This is a genomic window from Propioniferax innocua (assembly GCF_006716235.1).
GTDB lineage: Bacteria > Actinomycetota > Actinomycetes > Propionibacteriales > Propionibacteriaceae > Propioniferax > Propioniferax innocua.
In genome coordinates, this window is the sequence record NZ_VFOR01000002.1 from 993,072 (window position 1) to 1,012,670 (window position 19,599).

At 62.3% G+C, this 19,599-nt stretch carries 21 protein-coding genes; 8 read left to right on the forward strand and 13 right to left on the reverse strand.

What is annotated here, in order from left to right; genetic code table 11:
- Positions 1–145: 145 nt before the first annotated feature.
- The 3 genes from meaB to mutA are packed head-to-tail and all read right to left on the reverse strand — an operon-like array spanning position 146 to position 5,256.
- Positions 146–1,138: a methylmalonyl Co-A mutase-associated GTPase MeaB gene (meaB, locus tag FB460_RS11265; RefSeq protein WP_142094205.1), complete on the reverse strand. Its 993-nt coding sequence runs from the start codon at positions 1,136–1,138 to the stop codon at positions 146–148.
- Entirely contained in the window at positions 1,139–3,322 is a 2,184-nt protein-coding gene (scpA, locus tag FB460_RS11270; protein WP_142094206.1) for a methylmalonyl-CoA mutase, read from the reverse strand.
- Positions 3,319–5,256 (reverse strand): methylmalonyl-CoA mutase small subunit, encoded by a 1,938-nt coding sequence (mutA, locus tag FB460_RS11275; RefSeq protein WP_142094207.1) that lies wholly within the window; start codon positions 5,254–5,256, stop codon positions 3,319–3,321. The genes scpA and mutA overlap by 4 nt, the downstream gene beginning before the upstream one ends.
- A gap of 137 nt (positions 5,257–5,393) precedes the next feature.
- Here mutA and FB460_RS11280 point away from each other — a divergent pair, with 137 nt between their 5' ends.
- Positions 5,394–6,005: a hypothetical protein gene (locus tag FB460_RS11280; protein ID WP_142094208.1), complete on the forward strand. Its 612-nt coding sequence runs from the start codon at positions 5,394–5,396 to the stop codon at positions 6,003–6,005.
- 9 nt (positions 6,006–6,014) lie between these two features.
- Here FB460_RS11280 and FB460_RS11285 read toward each other — a convergent pair whose 3' ends face one another.
- The 8 genes from FB460_RS11285 to dnaA all read right to left on the reverse strand — a co-directional run bounded on the left by FB460_RS11285 (position 6,015) and on the right by dnaA (position 13,515).
- Positions 6,015–6,545, reverse strand: a complete 531-nt coding sequence (locus tag FB460_RS11285) for a hypothetical protein (RefSeq protein ID WP_142094209.1) — start codon at positions 6,543–6,545, stop codon at positions 6,015–6,017.
- A complete protein-coding gene (locus tag FB460_RS11290; RefSeq protein ID WP_142094210.1) occupies positions 6,542–7,105 on the reverse strand; it encodes a hypothetical protein in 564 nt (187 codons plus the stop codon). Before FB460_RS11290 ends, FB460_RS11285 begins: the two co-directional genes overlap by 4 nt.
- Positions 7,102–8,427, reverse strand: a complete 1,326-nt coding sequence (locus tag FB460_RS11295) for a hypothetical protein (protein WP_142094211.1) — start codon at positions 8,425–8,427, stop codon at positions 7,102–7,104. The genes FB460_RS11290 and FB460_RS11295 overlap by 4 nt, the downstream gene beginning before the upstream one ends.
- A 66-nt stretch (positions 8,428–8,493) precedes the next feature.
- On the reverse strand, positions 8,494–9,099 hold the full coding sequence (locus FB460_RS11300; protein ID WP_142094212.1) for a DciA family protein: 606 nt from the start codon (positions 9,097–9,099) through the stop codon (positions 8,494–8,496).
- On the reverse strand, positions 9,092–10,231 hold the full coding sequence (gene recF, locus FB460_RS11305; RefSeq protein WP_142094213.1) for a DNA replication/repair protein RecF: 1,140 nt from the start codon (positions 10,229–10,231) through the stop codon (positions 9,092–9,094). Before recF ends, FB460_RS11300 begins: the two co-directional genes overlap by 8 nt.
- A 2-nt stretch (positions 10,232–10,233) precedes the next feature.
- Entirely contained in the window at positions 10,234–11,394 is a 1,161-nt protein-coding gene (dnaN, locus tag FB460_RS11310) for a DNA polymerase III subunit beta (RefSeq protein WP_142094214.1), read from the reverse strand.
- A 464-nt stretch (positions 11,395–11,858) separates the two neighbouring features.
- Positions 11,859–12,107 (reverse strand): ribosomal protein L7/L12, encoded by a 249-nt coding sequence (locus FB460_RS11315; protein WP_142094215.1) that lies wholly within the window; start codon positions 12,105–12,107, stop codon positions 11,859–11,861.
- A gap of 46 nt (positions 12,108–12,153) precedes the next feature.
- Positions 12,154–13,515 (reverse strand): chromosomal replication initiator protein DnaA, encoded by a 1,362-nt coding sequence (gene dnaA / locus FB460_RS11320; RefSeq protein ID WP_142094216.1) that lies wholly within the window; start codon positions 13,513–13,515, stop codon positions 12,154–12,156.
- A 379-nt stretch (positions 13,516–13,894) separates the two neighbouring features.
- On the opposite strand from dnaA, the gene rpmH reads away from it, so the two are divergent.
- The 7 genes from rpmH to FB460_RS11355 all read left to right on the forward strand — a co-directional run bounded on the left by rpmH (position 13,895) and on the right by FB460_RS11355 (position 17,610).
- Entirely contained in the window at positions 13,895–14,032 is a 138-nt protein-coding gene (gene rpmH, locus FB460_RS11325) for a 50S ribosomal protein L34 (protein ID WP_142094217.1), read from the forward strand.
- A 7-nt stretch (positions 14,033–14,039) separates the two neighbouring features.
- Positions 14,040–14,390: a ribonuclease P protein component gene (gene rnpA / locus FB460_RS11330; protein ID WP_281281840.1), complete on the forward strand. Its 351-nt coding sequence runs from the start codon at positions 14,040–14,042 to the stop codon at positions 14,388–14,390.
- A complete protein-coding gene (gene yidD / locus FB460_RS11335) occupies positions 14,387–14,788 on the forward strand; it encodes a membrane protein insertion efficiency factor YidD (protein ID WP_142094218.1) in 402 nt (133 codons plus the stop codon). The genes rnpA and yidD overlap by 4 nt, the downstream gene beginning before the upstream one ends.
- Positions 14,788–15,819, forward strand: coding sequence for a membrane protein insertase YidC (gene yidC / locus FB460_RS11340; RefSeq protein WP_246044373.1), 1,032 nt, complete (start codon positions 14,788–14,790; stop codon positions 15,817–15,819). The genes yidD and yidC overlap by 1 nt, the downstream gene beginning before the upstream one ends.
- 141 nt (positions 15,820–15,960) lie before the next feature.
- The gene (locus FB460_RS11345; protein ID WP_425466995.1) at positions 15,961–16,578 is read left to right on the forward strand and encodes a Jag family protein; all 618 of its coding nucleotides are present in this window, start codon (positions 15,961–15,963) and stop codon (positions 16,576–16,578) included.
- Between the two features lie 29 nt (positions 16,579–16,607).
- Positions 16,608–17,183, forward strand: coding sequence for a 16S rRNA (guanine(527)-N(7))-methyltransferase RsmG (rsmG, locus tag FB460_RS11350; protein ID WP_425466996.1), 576 nt, complete (start codon positions 16,608–16,610; stop codon positions 17,181–17,183).
- Positions 17,184–17,376: 193 nt separating this feature from the next.
- Positions 17,377–17,610: a nuclear transport factor 2 family protein gene (locus FB460_RS11355; protein ID WP_211345951.1), complete on the forward strand. Its 234-nt coding sequence runs from the start codon at positions 17,377–17,379 to the stop codon at positions 17,608–17,610.
- Positions 17,611–17,631: 21 nt separating this feature from the next.
- Here FB460_RS11355 and FB460_RS11360 read toward each other — a convergent pair whose 3' ends face one another.
- A complete protein-coding gene (locus tag FB460_RS11360; protein ID WP_142094219.1) occupies positions 17,632–18,570 on the reverse strand; it encodes a ParB/RepB/Spo0J family partition protein in 939 nt (312 codons plus the stop codon).
- Entirely contained in the window at positions 18,567–19,340 is a 774-nt protein-coding gene (locus FB460_RS11365) for a ParA family protein (protein ID WP_170210067.1), read from the reverse strand. Before FB460_RS11365 ends, FB460_RS11360 begins: the two co-directional genes overlap by 4 nt.
- Between the last annotated feature and the right edge of the window lie 259 nt (positions 19,341–19,599).

Genomic DNA, 19,599 nt, shown 5'->3' on the forward strand with positions numbered 1-19,599 from the left:
GCCACGAGAGCTCCAACAACACCTCAATAAAACATCGACTACCTTACGTAGTTATAAATGATTTTGCAAGATTGGACTGTCGATCTCCGAAAAATCGAGACAATCGAGCGGCATCGAAAATAAGAAAAAATTATGCTTGATTTTTCTATTGAGCCCACTCAAAATCGGAAACAGCTGCGGCATAGGCATGCAATATGCTCGCAGATCCCTCGAGAGCACTCGTGGCCTCACCGTCCAGCTGGCTTTCGACCTGCTCGACGACCTCTCGCAGCGCAGGCTCCTCCAGGGCTTCGATCAACTGTGTGCGCACCAGCGTGTGCAACCACTCACGTTGTTGTTCCACTCGTCGAGCATGCAGGGAACCGGTCTTGGTCAACGAGGCCCGATGGTCGAGAACCGCATCCCACACATCCTCCAGCCCATCCCCGGTCTGCGCCGAGCATGTCAACACCGGTGGCCGACGCTTGTCAGCCCCACTGATGAGCTTCATGGCCACCGACAGATCCCGAGCGGCCACCCGTGCACGACCAGCATTGTCACCATCGGCCTTGTTGACCGCGATGACATCGGCCATCTCCAGGATCCCGCGTTTGATGCCCTGCAACTGGTCACCGGTTCCAGCCACCGTGAGCATGAGGAATGTGTCCACCATGCCGGCCACTGCGACCTCACTCTGCCCGACACCCACGGTCTCGACGATGACGACGTCATAACCGGCGGCCTCCATCACGATGATGGCCTCCCGAGTGGCCCGCGCCACACCACCGAGCTCCCTGCCCGCCGGTGAAGGGCGGACGAACGCATTGTCATGGTTCGCGAGCTCCGGCATCCGCGTCCGATCACCCAGGATGGAGCCACCGGTGCGAGAACTCGTCGGATCCACTGCGAGCACCGCCACCCGGTGGCCCTTCTCGATCAGCAACATGCCCAGGGCGTTGATCGTGGTCGACTTGCCCGCACCGGGAACTCCGGTGATGCCGACCCGCACCGAATCACCGGAGCCCGACAGCTCCTGAAGCAACTCTCGAGCCGCCACCCGGTGATCGTGTCGAGTGGATTCGACGAGCGTCAACGCCTGCGCGATATGGCCGCGGGAACCCGAACGGATTCCCGCGACCAGTTCGGGAACAGAACGCACTCAGGCTCCCTGCACCGACGCGATGAGCTTCTCCATGAGCTCCACGGCGGCATCGGGGATCACCGTGCCGGGCGGATAGATCGCATCGGCACCCTTCTCCCGCAGTTCAGCGAAGTCCTGCGACGGAATGACACCACCCACGACGATGAAGATGTCCTCGCGGCCCATCTTGTCGAGTTCCTCCCGCAGGGCCGGCACCAGCGAGAGATGCCCAGCAGCCAGTGAGGAGACACCCACCACATGCACATCGGCGTCGATGGCCTGACGCGCCACCTCCTGAGGGGTCTGGAACAACGGGCCCACATCGACGTCCATGCCGAGATCGGCGAACGCCGTGGCGATCACCTTCTGACCACGGTCATGCCCGTCCTGACCCATCTTGGCCACGAGGATGCGGGGGCGGCGTCCGGCCTTCTCGGCGAAGTCGTCCACCATGCCTCGGACCTTCTCGGAGTTGGCGGTCTGGCCTGCTTCTTCTCGATACACACCCGAGATCGTATGGATCTCTGCGGTGTAGCGTCCGAAGACCTTCTCCATGGCATCGGAGATCTCCCCGACGCTGGCCTGCGCGCGGGCGGCGTCAATCGAGAGCTTGAGCAGGTTGCGGTCGGCATCGGTGGGATCGGGATTCGCCGCGGCCCACGACAGCCGGTCCAGAGCCGCACGGCATGCGTCCTCGTCACGCTCAGCACGGAGCTTCTTGAGCTTGGCGATCTGCCCGGCCCGAACCTGTGCGTTCTCGACCTTGAGCACCTCGAGGTCCTCATCGTGGTCGAGCTGGTATTTGTTGACGCCGATGAGCGGCTGGCGACCCGAGTCGATCCGCGCCTGGGTACGAGCTGCGGCCTCCTCGATGCGCATCTTCGGGATACCGGCCTCGATGGCCTTCGCCATGCCCCCGGCAGACTCGACCTCTTGGATGTGTCCCCAGGCCTTGCGGGCGAGCTCGAGCGTCAGCTTCTCCACATACGCCGAACCGGCCCACGGGTCGATGACGCGCGTGGTTCCCGACTCCTGCTGCAACAGCAGCTGCGTATTGCGGGCAATGCGGGCCGAGAAGTCGGTCGGCAGTGCAATGGCCTCATCCAGGGCGTTGGTGTGCAACGACTGGGTGTGGCCCTGCGTCGCCGCCATGGCCTCGATACCGGTACGAACCACGTTGTTGTAGACATCTTGGGCGGTCAGCGACCAACCCGAGGTCTGCGAGTGTGTGCGCAGGCTCATCGACTTCGGATTCTTCGGGTCGAACTGCTTCACCAGCTTCGCCCAGAGCATGCGCGCGGCACGCATCTTGGCGACCTCCATGAAGAAATTCATGCCGATGGCCCAGAAGAACGACAGGCGCGGTGCGAACTGATCCACCTGCAGGCCCACCGACTCACCCGCGCGGATGTAATCGACGCCATCGGCGAGCGTGTACGCCATCTCGATGTCAGCCGTCGCACCGGCTTCCTGCATGTGGTAGCCGGAGATGGAGATCGAGTTCCATTTGGGCATGTTCGCCGATGTGAACGCGAAGATCTCCGAGATGATCCGCATCGACGGCTGCGGCGGATAGATGTAGGTGTTGCGGACCATGAACTCCTTCAGAATGTCGTTCTGAATGGTTCCGGCCAGCTTCTCGGTGGGAACGCCCTGTTCCTCGGCGGCCACCACGTACAACGCGAGGATCGGCAGCACCGCACCGTTCATCGTCATCGACACCGACATCTGGTCCAACGGGATGCCGTCGAAGAGCTGCCTCATGTCGAGGATCGAATCGACCGCGACGCCGGCCATTCCCACGTCACCGGCCACACGGGGATGATCGGAGTCGTAGCCGCGGTGCGTCGCAAGATCGAATGCCACCGACAGACCCTTCTGGCCCGCCGCGAGGTTGCGTCGATAGAACGCATTGGACTCCTCGGCCGTCGAGAAACCCGCGTACTGGCGGATCGTCCACGGACGTGAGGTGTACATGGTGGCGTAGGGACCACGCAGATACGGCGGGAACCCCGGGTAGGTGTGCAGGAAGTCGATGTCGCCATAGACCTCGGAGCCATACAGGTTGGCCACCTGGATCTGTTCAGGAGTCACCCACGGCTGGGATTCATGCGCGGCCGCCATGTCGGCGTAGCGCTGTGCGGCGTCCGGGGCGACGCTGCGGTCGCCCAGATCGATCTGGTCGAAACGAGGTGTGGTCACTTCTGATCCCCTTCGTGAGCGATTCCGAGCACATCAAGCGTGTCGGTGAGGAGTTCGACGACGTCCATTCCTGCGAAGACCCGGCCATCGAAGGACGCCTCGGCTCCTTCACCGGCTTCGCTGTAGGCGCCTGCGATCAGGACGCGTTGGGCACCGGCGGCGCGCAGGGCGTCGGCCAGTTCGCGGGCCTGCGTCGCATACGTCGCGGCGTTGGAGCACAGCACCGCCACTGGCGTTCCGGAAGCCCGGAACCGCTCGACGATCTCCGCGATGTCGCCACCTTCGGAGGAAGGCGTGGCGAGTCCGGCCACATGGAACAACGTGGTGGTGAATCCCTCCCGCGCACCGAATTCGCGTCGGGTTCCCATGCAGGCCAAGAAGACGGCAGGCTCCCCATCGGCTCGGTTCGTCCGGTCACGCAGAGCCTCGAAGACCTCCGCATCACGATGCCAAGGCAGACCATGACGCTCGGGTGCCGGTGGTCTGGGCGTCTGCCCGGTGAGGGGCTCCTCAGTGCGGTTCGGGAACATCGAGACGCCCGTGATCGGCAGGCTCCGATGCGCCAGGCGCTTGGCGCGCTCGGCATTCAGTTCTGCGAGACGATCGGTCACATGCCCCGAACCGAGAGCAGCCACCATGCCCCCGGCTGCCTCGATGGTCTGGAACTCGGCCCAGGCAGCGTCCTCGAGTGCCCGGGTGAGTTCCTCGGCGTAATACGAGCCACCGGCGGGATCGTTGACGCGTCCGATATGTGACTCTTCGGCCAGGACGATCTGGGTGTTACGGGCGATGCGTCGGGCGAAGTCGGTCGGCAGGCCCCACGCGGTGTCGAACGGAAGCGTCGAAATCGCCTCGGCGCCTCCCACAGCCGCCGCGAATGTCGAGACCGTCGAACGCAGGATGTTGTTGTAGGCATCGTCGCGGGTGATCTGACGCCACGACTGCACCGCCCACTGACGAGCACCACGGCGGTCGGCGTCCACCTCGAACACTTCACCGACACGGTTCCACAGGGTCCGCAATGCACGAAGACGTGCGATGGTGGCGAACTGGTCATCGGTCGCGGTGACACGGAAGTTGATCGCTCCGAAGGACTCGTTCGGGGAGATGCCCTGTTCGGCAAGTGCCCGCACGTACTCCACCGCGGTCGCGATCAGCCACGCGACCTCGTGCACGTCCCCGGCTCCGGCGTTGTGCCAGACGCTGGCATCGACCGTGATGGCCCGCGAGGTGGCGTCGAAACCGCGGATCCTCTCGACCCAGCCACTCAACCCCGCCAGATCGGGGTCGGTGTGGTTCAGTGCGGCGAAACCGATCGGGTCGATCCCGAGGTTCACCTGAAGATTCTCATCGGCCACGTCGGATTTCTCGAACACACCCAGCACGGTCTCGGCCGCGGTGTTCTGATCATGTCGGCTGCTCACCGAGATCTTGGCCAGATCCAGCAGTACGTCGGCCAGGTCGGTGCCGACATCTTCGGGCTGGACCGCGTCGGGATCGATGCGCAGATGGATCGAGGTTGCGCCACGCTGAAGGTCGTCCAGGATCGCACGACGCGTCACACCGGCATCGGGATGTTCATGCAACGCCCGCACATCCCACGAGTCCAACTCACCGGAACGGATGGTGGAACCCCGAGTGAATGGGGCCACGCCCGGATATCCGAGTTCGGCCGCATCATCATCGAAGGTGTACAGCGGCTCGATCTCGACGCCGTCGACGGTGGTGCTCCGCAGGCGGGCCAATGCCTTTTCGGTGGTGAGTTCCCGGCCCTCGGGACGCCCCCGGTTCATCACCTTGAGGACGGCTTCCTCCCACTGGGAGTGGTCCGGTGCATTGAAACCTTCGGCCAGATCCAAGGCCTCCGGAACGTTGGCTGCAACCTCGTCATTCGTGGGCAGATCCGCCGGATTCGGCTGTTCGGGACTGGACATGTGCTTCCCTTCATGAGCGCGAGTACGTGGGCGAAAAGTCGGTGACATCCACGCCACACCACGCTCAAGAGCCTAACGACCGCGTTCGTCCGCGAATCAATAGGGCCCAGTGCATTCACTGGTCCTACAGTGATGTCATGCCCACATCTCGGATCGGCACCCGATCCAGTCCCCGACTCCTCACCGACGGCACGAAGGTCATGATCGGTGTGGCCTGCGTCGGGTTGCTGATCGCGATGCTCACCTGGGTCGGGGCTTTTGCTCAACGTCGTGACACCTGGACCCACGTCCCGGCGAACGAAATCATGCAGATCGGCCCTTATGAGGTGAGGTTCGACGCCGCCACTGCCACGTTCACCGACTCCGGCCTGGAGGGATCGGTGGCGTCGTGGACGGTGAAGGTCGATGCCCGGATCCACAACCTCGAAACCACGAACCACACGTTGAACATGAGCTCGTTCATCGCATCCAAATCGGGGGTTACGCCCACTTTCTTCACCATCGGGCCCGCTGATTCGTCAGCATTCGGCATGGATCTGGTACCAGGCCTCGGATGGCAGGACTTCCAGCTGTCGTTCACCGTGCCGGCCTCTGACCTGGAACGCACCACCTCCGAGTTTCCCGTGGGCGTGAACGTGCTGATGCAGCGTCAGACCCACGTACATCTCGGCAATCCCACGAGTCGGTGGGTTCCGGCACCGGCCGGCCTGCGCACGAAGGTTCCACTGACGATCGTCGAAGGATACTGACGGGATCGCTCAGGCCGGACGCAACAGTTGCATCTCGCCGAACCTGACGGCATGGCCGACGCCGATGACGTGCTCCGCCCGCTCCACGGGAATGGCGAACACCGCCTCCCCCACCTCGACATCGGTCTCCCCCAAGCAGTAGGAGGGGACATCACGGATCGCGGTGTTCCCCGGCTTGTTCACCACCATGCCGTCATCGAACACCAAGGACAGTCGGCAATCGGGGGCCACATCTCCCGGATCCTTGTGGAACTCGAACCGGGCGACCACGAAGACCTCCCCCTCCTGACGCAGGGGTCCGGAGAAACCATCGATTATCTCGGGACGTTGGTCGATCGACACCACCCGTATACGGCCACCGGATGTCGGCACCCATGCTCCGGGTTCGGTGGGCACGATGCGTGGCTGGGACCATGTGGCCGAGTACCTGCCCCATCCGATGCACCACGTGGCCACCACCACCATGACCATCACCAGCAGGATCCACGTCTCCGGGCGGGGACGGCGTCGCAAGGAAACGCCCCGGACATCACGGTTCACAGGGGCCTCCTCGTCGGGCTGACGGGAACCTCGATGCTCGGTGGCGCTTCTGCGGCCAAGCGCTGCAGCTCGACGCGGTCGATTCCCAGGTCGAAGGTGACACGACGTGGATACACCTCGAGATCCTCCAAGGGCCAGACGCTGAATCGGGCACCTTCCAACCGCGACGGATCCACCGCGATCGGCACCGTCGAGGTGATGGCGTAGCCGGCCTGTTGACCGATGACCGATGACGTGGGCTGGGCCTCGAGGCCGGCATATTCCAAGGAGGTCGTCAGCGGAAGATTGGTGCGGCCATGATCGGTGACCTCCACGGTAGCCACCAGAAAAGCACAGGATTCTCCACAAGGATTCTGCGCCCCCATCTCATCCTCGATGGCCGAGGTGAGCTGGATCTGCGTGACCTTGATCTCGGCGTCCTCGATCCTCCCGGAGCCACCCATCTCGACCTCGATGACGTCCTCTCCGGGCTGGGTCATCTGCATCGTCACCTGAGTGAGTACAGCCATGAGCGTCACCCAGACCACGCCCACCACGATGTTGGGCCACGTCATCCTCATGCCGTGGCCTCCTGGTTTCGGACGTTCTCCGACACGTCCCGCACCCGACGCAGACATTCGGCGAACGCCACCGAGAGCAGCGTGATACGCACCGGCTCGATCAGCAGTTCCACCGGAAGATCCACGAACATGGGAGCGAACCGGAACCAGAAGTCATAGACGTGCCCCCCGAGCAGTCTCACCATCAACCAGGGAAGGATCTCCTCTCCCAACAGATGGAGCAGGGTGTGGAGCACCGACAGTGCCGCCAGGAACAGGGCCCCACCCCGGAAAGCGAGCCGTACGGCCTGCGCAGCCGGAATGTACTTGTCATCGAGATCACCAAACAGCAGCTCCTGCACGGTCAACACCACGTGTCGCACTGTGCGCGATCCACCGGCGTCCACCGGGGCCTGTCGCCGCACCAATGCACGCACCGCCATCTTCGGTGAGACGCCGGCCTGCCACAGATCAGCGAGCGAAATCACTTTCGAGCCGTGCACCAGACCGGCCAGGGCGAACCACAGGGCCGGGAGCAACAGCACCACACTCACCAGGGGCCAGATGATCGTCATCCCGGAGGCCACCATGTCAATGAGTGATGCCACCGGAGCCATATGACTGACGATCCACTCCCCCACGGCCTCGACCCACGCAGCCATCCGCGTGCCTCTGAAACTCATCTCCGTGGTCGAGTACAGCTCCCGCAGGATCATGATGATCAGGAGCATGAACATGCACTCGGCGAATGCGGCCAGGTACCCGAAACCCCGGAAGGTCGTCGATTCGTTCGCGAACTCCAACGAACGACGCACCGCGAACAGCACCAACAACACAAGAAGCAGGAATGCCCCCTTGGGCCACAGCGGATCGATGGAGAATTGCTGGGTCAATGTCACTCCGGCCAGGACATCCTGGATGGCCACCGATTCCTGCGAGAGCCGCTGCATGCGTCGATCGATCTCACCGAAGGCTCCGTAGATGCACAGGAACGGCAGAATAGTCAGCCCCAGGAAGCGGCCGAACTCATCGTCGTGGACGCGTGCCTGCACCAATCTCAGATCGGCGGGGATGAGGCGTCGACCCCCCACATGATTGGAGACCAGGCGCATCTGCAGCACCACCATCGCCAACACGATGAGGATCGACAGACCGAAGACCCCCAATGCGAGCCATCCCGAAATGTCGATCACCAGGGAGGCGAAGCGGAACGACAGCTCGGTCACCAACCACTGCAGAAGCTGCAGAATCATCAACTGCGGCAACAACACCCACCAGGCGCGTGCCGTACCGGTCACCAGCCGACGTACCAGGGCGGCGAAATCGGCCATCGAAGCTCGCACAGCAGCATCGTAGGGCCCCGACAGGGGTCACGTGCCCCCATGCGGTCACAAGGACATCGCAGAGGATCAACCGTAGGTGTCGCGGGGTCCGCGTCCGGGAACCGACCTGGGACCGTGTTTCCAACTCGGCGCGTCCGGGCCCTTCACCTGCACCGAGACGACGCTCCCCTGCCCCAGTTCGTCGTTCAGACGCGCCACGAGATTGGGGGCCATCAGACGCATCTGTGTGGCCCACGCGGTCGATTCGGCCCGCACGTGAAGCACTCCGTCCTCGAATCGTTCGGGCCGGGAGTGATCGGCGATGCTCGTGCCCACCAATCGCGGCCAGTTCGCCAACATCGCATGGATGCTGACCTGCGTGGTCCATCCGCGTTCGTGCACCACCCGGCCGAACACATCGCCCAAGGCGAGCGGATCGCGTCCATCGTCATACGGTTTCGATCCCGAACGCTTGCGGGGTGAGGGTCGACGCCGACGACGCTTCGCCGGCGCAGGACCGGCACCGATGGAGGCGGCCACCTTCCGGGCCAGGTCCAGACCGGTCGGATCGTGTTGGGTGACGTCGGTCGATCCGGGTTCGCGGCTGTCCTCCCGCTCGGGAACCTCGACCTCCTCGTCCACCGGATCGAGCGCCTCGAACCGTTCGGGGTCCTCCGTTCCGGGTTCACTCATTCCGGGTCACCTCACCGTTCCGCACATCGAAGCGGACGCCACTCAACAAATCGGGTACGTCCGCGGCGACCGCGGCGGTGATGAGCACCTGTTCGGCGTCGACGATGCCTGCGGCCAGACGCTCACGGCGGGTGGCGTCGAGTTCGGCGAACACATCATCCAGCACCAGGACCGGCTCGATGCCGTCAGCGCGCAACAGCTGGAAGGCACCCAGGCGCAATGACAACGCGTACGACCACGACTCACCGTGTGATGCATACCCCTTCGCGGGAAGATCACCCAGATGCAGGGTCACATCATCACGGTGTGGCCCGACCAGCGAGACCCCACGCGCCATCTCGTCATCCTGTCGCTGATGCATCGCTTCGGCCAATGCCTCACGGAGTCCTTCACGTGAAGGTTCGGACGGCAGCACCACCTGGGTCCGGTAGGAGGCTGAGGCCACATTGTTGGTCGGAGCGATGTCGGCGTAAGCGGTGGCCATGTGGGGGCCCAGGTCAGCAAGGGTGTCGAGGCGGGCCTCGAGCAGTTCGGCTCCGACATCGGCGAGTTGCTCATTCCAGACCGCCAAGGTGCTCTCGATCAGGGCGTCGTCATCGCGGCTCGAGCGCTGCTTGGCGATCCCCTTCAGAAGGGCATTTCGCTGCTTGAGGATGCGATCGTAATCGGCTTTGACCCCGGCCATGCGCGGCCACCGGTTGACCACCAGCGCATCGAGGAAACGTCGACGCTCCGAGGGGTCGCCCTTCACGATCGCAAGGTCCTCGGGGGAGAAGACCACGGTGCGCAGCGTGCCCACGATGTCGCGTGCACGCGTCAGGACCGAGCGGTTCAGTTTCGCGCGGTTCGATCTGCCGGGAGTGATGTCGATCTCGATGACCAGGGCCCGATCGTCCTCGCGGCCGGCCCGGACGCGCGCCCGGACGATGGCACGTGACGCACCCGCCCGCACCAGTGGGATCTCCGACGCCACGCGATGCGAGGACATCGTGGAGGCGTACTCCACGGCCTCGACCAGGTTCGTCTTTCCCTGCCCGTTCGCCCCCACGAAGGTGGTGACGCCGGCGTCGAGAGTGATCTCGACATGCTCGTAGGAGCGGAAATCGGCGAGGGTCAGGTGATCGACATACACGGTCAGCTGGGCAGGCGCATGAGCATGATCACGTGCCGGTAGTCGACCAGCGGATCGCCGGTCTCCTCGGTGAGCCCGGTGATGAGGCAGGGCTTGCCGGGTGCGGTGAACGTGAACTGCACGAAGGGTGTGTCGACAGCGGTGAGCGCATCGAGCAGGTACGTGGGGTTGAAGCCCGCAGCGGTGATCGGGGGTTCGCCGCCATCGTGGTTCTCGATGGTGGACGGGATCGATTCCGATGCCTGGGCCTGGTCACCGGTGGCTGCTTCGAGGATGACGTCATCGGTGCCGATGGTCATGCGCAGCGGGGTGTTCCGCTCGGCGACCAACGCCACACGTTTGGCAGCCGCGATCAGCTCACTGGTGGAGGCACGAACCGTCAGCCCAGGAGCGATGTTCATGAGATGACGCACCTTCGGGAACTCACCATCGAGCAGACGCGTGGTGGTTTCGCGGCGTCCGCTGGATCCCTCGCCCTGGAAACCGATGAGGCCTTCACCGGTCGAACCCGAGGAGAGAGCCACGGTGATGTCCTCGCCCGCGGTCATCGACTTGGCGGTCTCGGCCAGCACGCGGTGCGGAACAAGGGCGCCGCCCGATTCCTGCGGCGTCGCGGGATTCCAGGTGATCTCCTTGAGCGCCATGCGGTAGCGGTCGGTGGCGAGCAGGGAGACGGTGTCTCCATCGATCTCCACGCGAACACCGGTGAACACCGGCAGGAGCTCATCGCGACCGGCGGCCACGACGACCTGCTGGACGGCCTGTGCGAACGCTGTGGAATCCACCGTTCCTGTGGAGTCGGGCATCGTCGGCAATGCCGGGTAGTCCTCGACCGGAAGTGTCTGCAACGTGAAGCGAGCAGAACCACACACCAGCTCGACCTTGGTCTCATCAGCGTTGAGTTCGACGGGCTTGTTGGGCAGGGAGCGGCTGATGTCGGCCAGCAGCTTGCCCGAGACCAGGACCTCGCCTTCATCGGCGATGTGAGCGGGCACCTGGATGTGCGCGGAGGTCTCGTAGTCGAAGCTCGAGAGTGTGACGGTGTCGGACTCGGTCCGGATCAGCAGTCCGGCGAGAATCGGGACGCTCGGCTTGGACGGTAGGGAACGGGCGACCCACTGAACGGCGTCGGCCAATACGTCGCGTTCCAGGCGAATCTTCACGGTCGCTCGCTTCCTCGTTCGATGGAATTACATGCCCGCGTTGATCCGCTGGGGCTCATCGAGCATATCGGTCCTGCCCCGCTGGTCCCAAGGCGCGTGATGCGGAGACGAGCCAGTCCGTCCAGGATCTTGTGATTCGTTCGGGATGTCCACAGTTTTGAGCGCTCCCCACTTGTAATCATTCTTGTAGTTACACACTCATACTCATCATCACCGGTGTGGAAGATGTGGAGAACCACGGTTTCCCTTGAGGGGATCGAGAACCACAAAGTTGTGATTCCTGTGGAGAACCGTGAATCACATGGGGAGTATTTGCGGATGAGCGTGTCCGTGTTGTTCATCGGTGCACAGGACCACGAGGTTGTCCGCCGGATGTCCACAGTTATCCCCAGCACCATCCACACCTTGGGAAAACTGTTCCGTTGGGCTGAACAGCGTCGGATGGCGCGTGTTGGTGACGTGGTTCAGAGCCTGTCCACGTACTGCTTGGCCTCCAGCAACCCCATCCCGGTCTTCTCACGGACGAGCTTGATGGCTTGGACCTCCTTGCCGGATTCCTTGAGGCGTCCTGCTTGCGTGGCCAGTTCCTCATCGCGGGACGCGGTGGGCTTGGGCAGCCCGAGCTGGAGGTAGAGGTGATCGATCAGCGCCTGCTGCTCGGCTAGCTGACGTTTCAGGCGTGCGATGTCGGCGTTGGAACTGAAAAGAGCCATGCCATGACGGTAGTGCGCACGTGTTCGGAACGGGTGGACGCCGGCGTCAGCGGTTGTTCTTGATGATGTTCGTGAGTTCGGTGACCTTGTCGAACACGTTGCGTTGTTCGGACATGAGTCCGTGGATCTTGCGGTAGGCGTGCATGACGGTGGTGTGGTCGCGTCCACCGAATTCCTGGCCGATCTTGGGCAGGGAGAGGTCGGTGAGTTCGCGGCACAGGTACATGGCGATCTGACGGGCTTGGGCGAGGGCGCTTTGGCGGCCGGGTCCGCAGAGTTCGGAGACGTCGAAGTGGAAGTAATCGGCGGTGAGGTCGATGATCCGTTCGGCGGTGATTTCGGTCTGCTCGTCGGGGATGAGGTCCTTGAGCACGTGGCTGGCGAGGTCCATGTCGACGCGCTGGTGGTTCAGACTTGCGAAGGCACTGATGCGGATGAGGGCACCTTCGAGTTCGCGGATGTTCGTCTGGATGCGTGAGGCGATGAACTCCAGCACCTCGAGGGAGACGGTCAGGCGTTCCTGGGAGGCCTTCTTCTTCAGGATCGCGATGCGTGTCTCGAGGTCGGGGGCCTGCACATCGGTGATGAGACCCCATTCGAACCGGCTGCGAAGCCGTGGTTCCAGGGCTTCGAGCGACTTGGGGGGACGGTCGGAGGTCATCACGATCTGCTTCTGCGCATTGTGCAGCGTGTTGAACGTGTGGAAGAACTCCTCCTGCGTCTGGATCTTGGATTCCAGGAACTGGATGTCGTCGATCAGCAGGACGTCCACGTCGCGGTACTGGCGTCGGAATTCTGCGGTGCGGTTGGTGGAGATCGCGTTGATGAAGTCGTTGGTGAGTTCCTCGGTCGAGACATAGCGCACTCGAACGCGGTCGTAGTAGTTGCGGACATAGTGCCCCAGAGCGTGGAGCAGATGCGTCTTTCCCAGACCTGACTCGCCGTAGATCATCAGTGGGTTGTAGGCCTTGCCGGGAGCCTCTGCCACTGCGACCGCAGCTGCGTGGGCGAAGCGGTTGGATGAACCGATGACGAAGGAATCGAAAGAGTATTTTGGATTCAGCCTGGGATCCATCGTCGAAGGGGTTCGCGGCGACTGCGGAAGGTCTGCTTCGGGTTCTGGTGAGGGATCTTCGGATGCTTCGGCGACGGGCTCTTCCATGGAATTGTCCACGGTGATGGCCAACTGTGTGGGACGTCCGAACTGTTCGGTCAGCGTGGATTCGATGTGTTGACGCAGACGCGTTTCGATCTGTGTTCCGGTGAAGGAGTCCGGTACGGCAACGATGGCGCGATTCTGGTGGAGCGTGAGGGGAGCTGTGCGACGCAGCCAAGCACGTTGCTGTTCACTGGGGGCATTGGTGATGACCTGCGCCCATGCGGAGGCGAAATCGGGAGAAGTACTCAATCCGTTTCCCCCTGCTCTCCAACGTCAGTCGCTTTTCCACACAGTTTTCCACAGACTGTGGATATGACAAGGTGCGGGCTGTGACTCCTGGTCATCCGACGCCGTTGGGTTGGCACCGACCGGCGACGGATCATCAGGCAACCCGATGGGGAATGACGGTAGACCACCGTGATCCATGATCGCAACACCAGAAATCGATGCCTCGGCGTGTCGGCTGGACGGGTGCGTGAGAGACACTTCTCACCATCGTGTGGAGTTGCCTGGGATGGTTCGTGAGCGTATCGTTGTCTGGTCGCCGGTCCGTCCGGCAATCCTGCGTGCCCGGGATGCAGTGTCCGCGGGTCAGCGATACACGTAATTCAGAAACTGGGAGAGACCCGTGAGCAAGCGCACATTCCAGCCGAGCAATCGGCGCCGTAGTCGTACCCATGGATTCCGTCTCCGCATGCGCACGCGTGCCGGGCGTTCGATCATCTCGAGCCGTCGTCGCAAGGGCCGCGCGAAGCTCGCTGGCTGATCACACCGTGCTCAGCGCTGCCCACCGCATGCGCGAAGGTGAGGATTTTCGCCTTACCGTACGACGTGGCGTCCGTTCCGGACGCAGCACGGTGGTGGTGCATGCAAGGCCGAGCGATGGTCCAACACTCGTCGGCTTCGTGGTGTCCACGGCGGTGGGAAACGCCGTCTGCCGCAACCGCGTCAAGCGTCGGTTGCGGCATCTGACGCGTCCGCTTGTGGAAGCGCTGGAGGACAGGTCGTTCCATGTGGTGGTTCGTGCCCTTCCTCCGGCTGCCAACGCTGACCGGGAACTGGCCGATGATCTTCACGCAGCTTGGGAGCGGAGTCTGCGCAAGTGTGAGCAGTTGACTCCATGAAGTACCTGTTGATCGGGTTCATCAAACTATGGCGGCTGTTGATCAGTCCGCTGTACGGCCGGGTGTGCCGGTACTACCCGAGCTGCTCGCAATACGGCCTGGATTCGGTCCGTGTGCACGGCACGATCAAAGGGTCATGGCTCATCATCAAACGCCTGGCCCGATGCACTCCTTGGCATGCTGGTGGTTATGACCCGGTTCCGGGAACCCCCGAGGCACGGGAATGGGCGAAGGAGCAGCAACGCATCGCCGAGGAGCGCGCAGCCTTCGCCCGTGCCGATCCCCCGAACAACCCCGAAACCTCCCGCGGGGATGACGATGGAATCGACTCCGTCATCACCACAGGGCACACTGGCACCGACGCTTCCCCCGACCAGGAAAACCGAGGAACGAACTGATGCTGATGGCACATATGCTGCCGATGGGATTCTTCGAGACGATCATGTGGCCCCTGCATTGGGCGGTCTCGGGTCTGTTGGTGTTGGCACACACCATCTTCTCCCCCTTCACCGGGAACGACACGGGTCTGACCTGGGTGCTTTCCATCGTGCTGCTCACTGTGGTGATCAGGACGCTCCTCATCCCACTGTTCGTGCGTCAGATTCGTTCGACGCGGAACATGCAGGTGATCCAGCCCAAACTGCGTGAACTGCAGGAGAAGTACTCGCATGACCGCGAGAAAATGGGCATGGAGATGCAGAAGCTCTACAAGGAGGAGGGCGTCAATCCCTTCGCTTCCTGCTTCCCCATCCTGCTCCAGATGCCGATCTTCTTCGCACTGTTCCAGGTGCTCAATGGCGTGTCTCGGGGTAATCCGGTCGGGACCTTCCTCATCGATCGTCCTCACCTGATCGAATCGATGCAGCAGGCCACGATCTTCGGCGCACAGATCTCCGAGACATTCTGGCCCGTCACCGACGGCTTTGGAGCGGTTCAGATCGTCGCGGTGATCCTGATCATCACCATGACTGCGACGATGTTCCTCTCCCAGCGTCAGCTGATGGGCAAGAACATGCCGCCGGAGGCCATGACCGGTCAGTTCGCCCAGCAGCAGAAGATGATGCTGTACCTGTTCCCGCTGATCTTCGCGGTCGGTGGCGTCAACTTCCCCATCGGTCTGTTGATCTACTGGACCGTCACGAACCTGTGGTCGATGGCGCAGCAGTTCTATGTGATCCGCAACAATCCGACGCCGAACACCCCTGCTTACGCTGCCTGGGAGGAGCGTCTGCGTGCGAAGGGGCATGATCCGAAGATGTACAAGCCGGGGCAGAAGATTCCCCGCAAACCGGTCGAACGGTTTGGTACCGCACAGTCCGGTGATGACGCCACTGGAGCGTCCGATGACACCCAGGCGACCAAGGAGACTCGTCCGAAGGTGCAACGGCAGCAGCCGCGTCGACAGAGTCGCTCCAAGCGACGTCGTTGACACTGATTCACAGACGGTGACCGGCATCGGCTACCGTTCTGTTCCAGGTCCCGCAGTGGGGCCGAGCCCATCCATGCGAGGGCTGCGAACCCACCCCATGGGGTGATGAAGGGAATGAACGTGAGCGAGAACGACAGCAACGTGGCTCCGGAGACCGAGCTCTCCCCCACTGGTGAAGATGTCGATGTCGTGGTGGACGAGAAGGCGACGGACCTGGATTCCGACGACATCGAGACCCCTGACGAGGATGTGGACGGGGACGATCTGGACGATGACGAGGAATCGAGCGAGCGACCCCGGTCGAACAAGATGCAGATCTTGGACGAAGAAGGCGACATTGCGGCCGACTACCTGGAGGAGCTGCTCGATATCGCCGATCTGGATGGTGACATCGACACCTACACAGAAGGTGGGCGGGCCCACGTGGCGATCATGACCGACAGCACCTTGTTGGTGGGTCGTGACGGTGATGTGCTCGAGGCCCTTCAGGAACTGTCACGACTCGCGGTGATGACCGAGACCGGAAAGCGCAGCCGTCTGATGCTGGATGTGGCTGGGCATCGTGACCGTCGTCGTCGGGAACTCACCGACCTGGCCACCGACGCGGTGACCGAGGTCAAGACCTCCGGTGAATCGGTGCGACTGTCGCCGATGAATCCGTTCGAGCGCAAGATCGTCCATGACGTCGTGGCCGCTGCGGGACTGAGCAGCGAGTCCGAGGGCGAGGAGCCACAGCGGTGTGTCGTGGTGATGCCCTGAACGACATTCTCGCCGATGTGTTCGGCGAGATGGTTCCCCAAGCACAGCAGTACCACGATTTCTTGGCGGAGGCCGGCATCGAGCGCGGCCTCATCGGCCCGCGCGAACGTGAGCGTCTGTGGGAACGCCACATCCTCAACTCAGCTGCGATCGCCGATCTGATGCCGGAAGGATCGAGTGTCGTGGACGTGGGTTCGGGCGCCGGTCTCCCCGGGATCCCGCTGGCCCTGGCCCGACCCGACCTGAGGATCACACTTCTGGAGCCACTGCTGCGGAGGGTGAACTTCCTCACAGAGGTTGTGGACAACCTGGGGATAACTTCCCAGGTGGAGATCCTTCGGCGACGCGCCGAGGAATGCCATGAATCTTTCGATGTCGTGACCGGTCGTGCCGTGGGCCCCTTGAAACGCTTGGTGCCATGGGTGTATGGGCTCATGGCCAAGCCGGGCGGCCAGGCGGTTCTCCTCAAGGGAGGTTCTGCACCGGACGAGCTCAAGGCTGTGGATAAGTCTCTGGATAAGTTGGGGCTGCGTGCGGAGATCCTGACCGCACGGGCCCATTCCGAGACAGAGTCCACCACGGTTGTACGTCTTCGCCGCGCTTGAGGGCCGGAGAGTGGATTCACGCTCATCCCTGTACCTGAGCGATCGACTGTGGCACCCTCGTCCGGAGGGTTCACATGACGAATGTACGAACATGGACTGACCGTTACTACACCACCGTCGATGCTGGTGATCCGGACGCCACGGCGGACCTCTTCGCCTCCGATGGAGCTACCGCCGCGGGGGTTACTCCCCCATGACGGGAGATGAGATCAGACGCTTCTACCGCTCCCAACGCATCATCGAAAGCGGACGACACGAGATACACACCGTGCTGGTGAACGGCAAAACCTCGGCGGTTCAGGGTTTATTCACCGGGCGACTGAGAGATGGCCGGGACGTCCAGATCGAATTCGCTGATTTCTTCGAATTTGATGCTGAAGGTCTGATCAAAATGCGCACCAGCTACTTCTTCGTCGCAGGAGTCTGAAGAAGCTGGTGCGCTTGTGGATCAGTCGGTGTCCTCTGCGCTGACATGCATCAGCTGAAGAATCCGTTCAAGATCATCTTCGGACGCGAACTCAATGGTGATCTTTCCCTTCTTCTTCCCGATCTGTACTTTGGCTCGGGTGTCGAAGTGATCGGTCAGACGCTCGGTGAGTTCAACAGCCCGAGGTGAGGGTTCCTGCGGCGTCCGATTGGTGGCGGGTCTGTGGGTGTCGTCGTTGAGAAGGACGGCCTCCTCGGTGGCCCGCACCGACAGGCCCTCCGCAACGATCCGCTGGGCCAGACGCTCTTGAGCCAACTGGTCATCGAGTCCGAGAAGAGCACGGGCATGTCCTGAGCTGAGAACCCCTGCGGCGACGCGTCGCTGCACCGAGGGTGGGAGCTTCAGCAGACGGATGGTGTTGGAGATCTGTGGGCGGGAACGTTTGATGCGAGTGGCGAGTTCTTCGTGGGTACAACCGAAGTCATCCAGCATCTGCTGATAGGCGTTCGCCTCTTCCAGCGGATTGAGCTCGGCACGGTGGAGGTTCTCCAGGAGTGCGTCGCGAAGCATGTCTGCTTCCTCGGTGGGGCGCACGATCGCAGGAATCTCGGTGAGCCCGGCGGCCTTGGAGGCACGCCATCTGCGCTCCCCCATGACGAGTTCGAAGGTGCCGTTCTCAAGGGGACGAACCACGACGGGCTGGAGCAGGCCGACCTCTGCAATGGATTCGGTGAGTTCGTGGTGCTTCTCCTCATCGAAATCGGTACGCGGCTGATGAGGGTTCGGAGTCACCGACTCGATGGGGATCTCCATGTAGTGAGATCCTTCGGGGATGCGACGCGAGGAGTAGCGCGAGTCGATCACCTCGTCCACCGGGCGGCTCTTTCGTGCCTCCGGATCGGTGTTCTGGATGAGCTGACCGAGGCCTCTGCCGAGTCCCGCGCGCTTCTGTGCACTCATGGCGTCTCCTTTGCCCCGCGTTGAGCGATTTCCTTGGCTGCCTCGATGTAGGCGCGGGATCCTGCGGATCGAGGGTCGTAGGTGATGACCGACTGGTTGTAACTCGGCGCTTCGGCGATACGCACCGAACGAGGAATAACAGTGGAGAGAGTGATATCCGGGAAGTGCTTCCGGACTTCCTCCACCACTTCCTGTGAAAGATTGGTGCGTCGATCGAACATCGTCATCAGGACGGTGGTGAGTTCAAGTTCGTTGTTCACTTCACTGACGACCATTCGGATGGTGTTCATGAGCTGGGTGACACCCTCCAATGCGTAGTACTCGCATTGGATCGGAAGGATGAGTTCCTTGGCCGCCACGAGAGCATTGAGTGTGAGCAGACCCAAGGAGGGTGGGCAGTCGAAGAGGACGTAGTCGACGTCGTACTGCTGTTGGAGTTCTTCCACGGCTCGACGCAGACGTGTTTCACGTGAAACGACGGAAACGAGTTGTATCTCTGAGCCAGCAAGATCGATAGTCGCGGGAAGTACCCACAGGTTGGGGGCTTCATCGGATTTGACGACGTGCTTGGCGATCGGCGCTTCTTCCAGAAGAACTTCATAGGTTCCTGGCGTCCCGGGCTCGTGATCGACCCCCAGAGCTGTTGATGCGTTTCCCTGGGGGTCCACATCGATGACAAGAACCCGGAGCCCACCGGCAGCCAGCGCCGTGGCGAGGTTCACCGTGGTGGTCGTCTTTCCGACGCCGCCTTTCTGATTGGCAACGACCATGGTTCGCGGATGCTTCGGCTTGGGAAGGCGTTGGCGCGAAACCGTTCGCGGTCGTCCACCGGCAACAGTGGTGTGGGTGCCAGACCCGGGGGTGTCTGTTTTCGTGGCTTCCGCCAGGGCAGTCGACTCTGGCCCAGGAGCCGTGGCTCCATCCTCGGTGGCAAGGGAATTGTCTTCTTCTTCCACATCGAACTGCGCACGCCGTGGTGCTTGTCGGGCTCCTGTTTCACGTGAAACAGGAGTTGGGCGCTCCACGGCT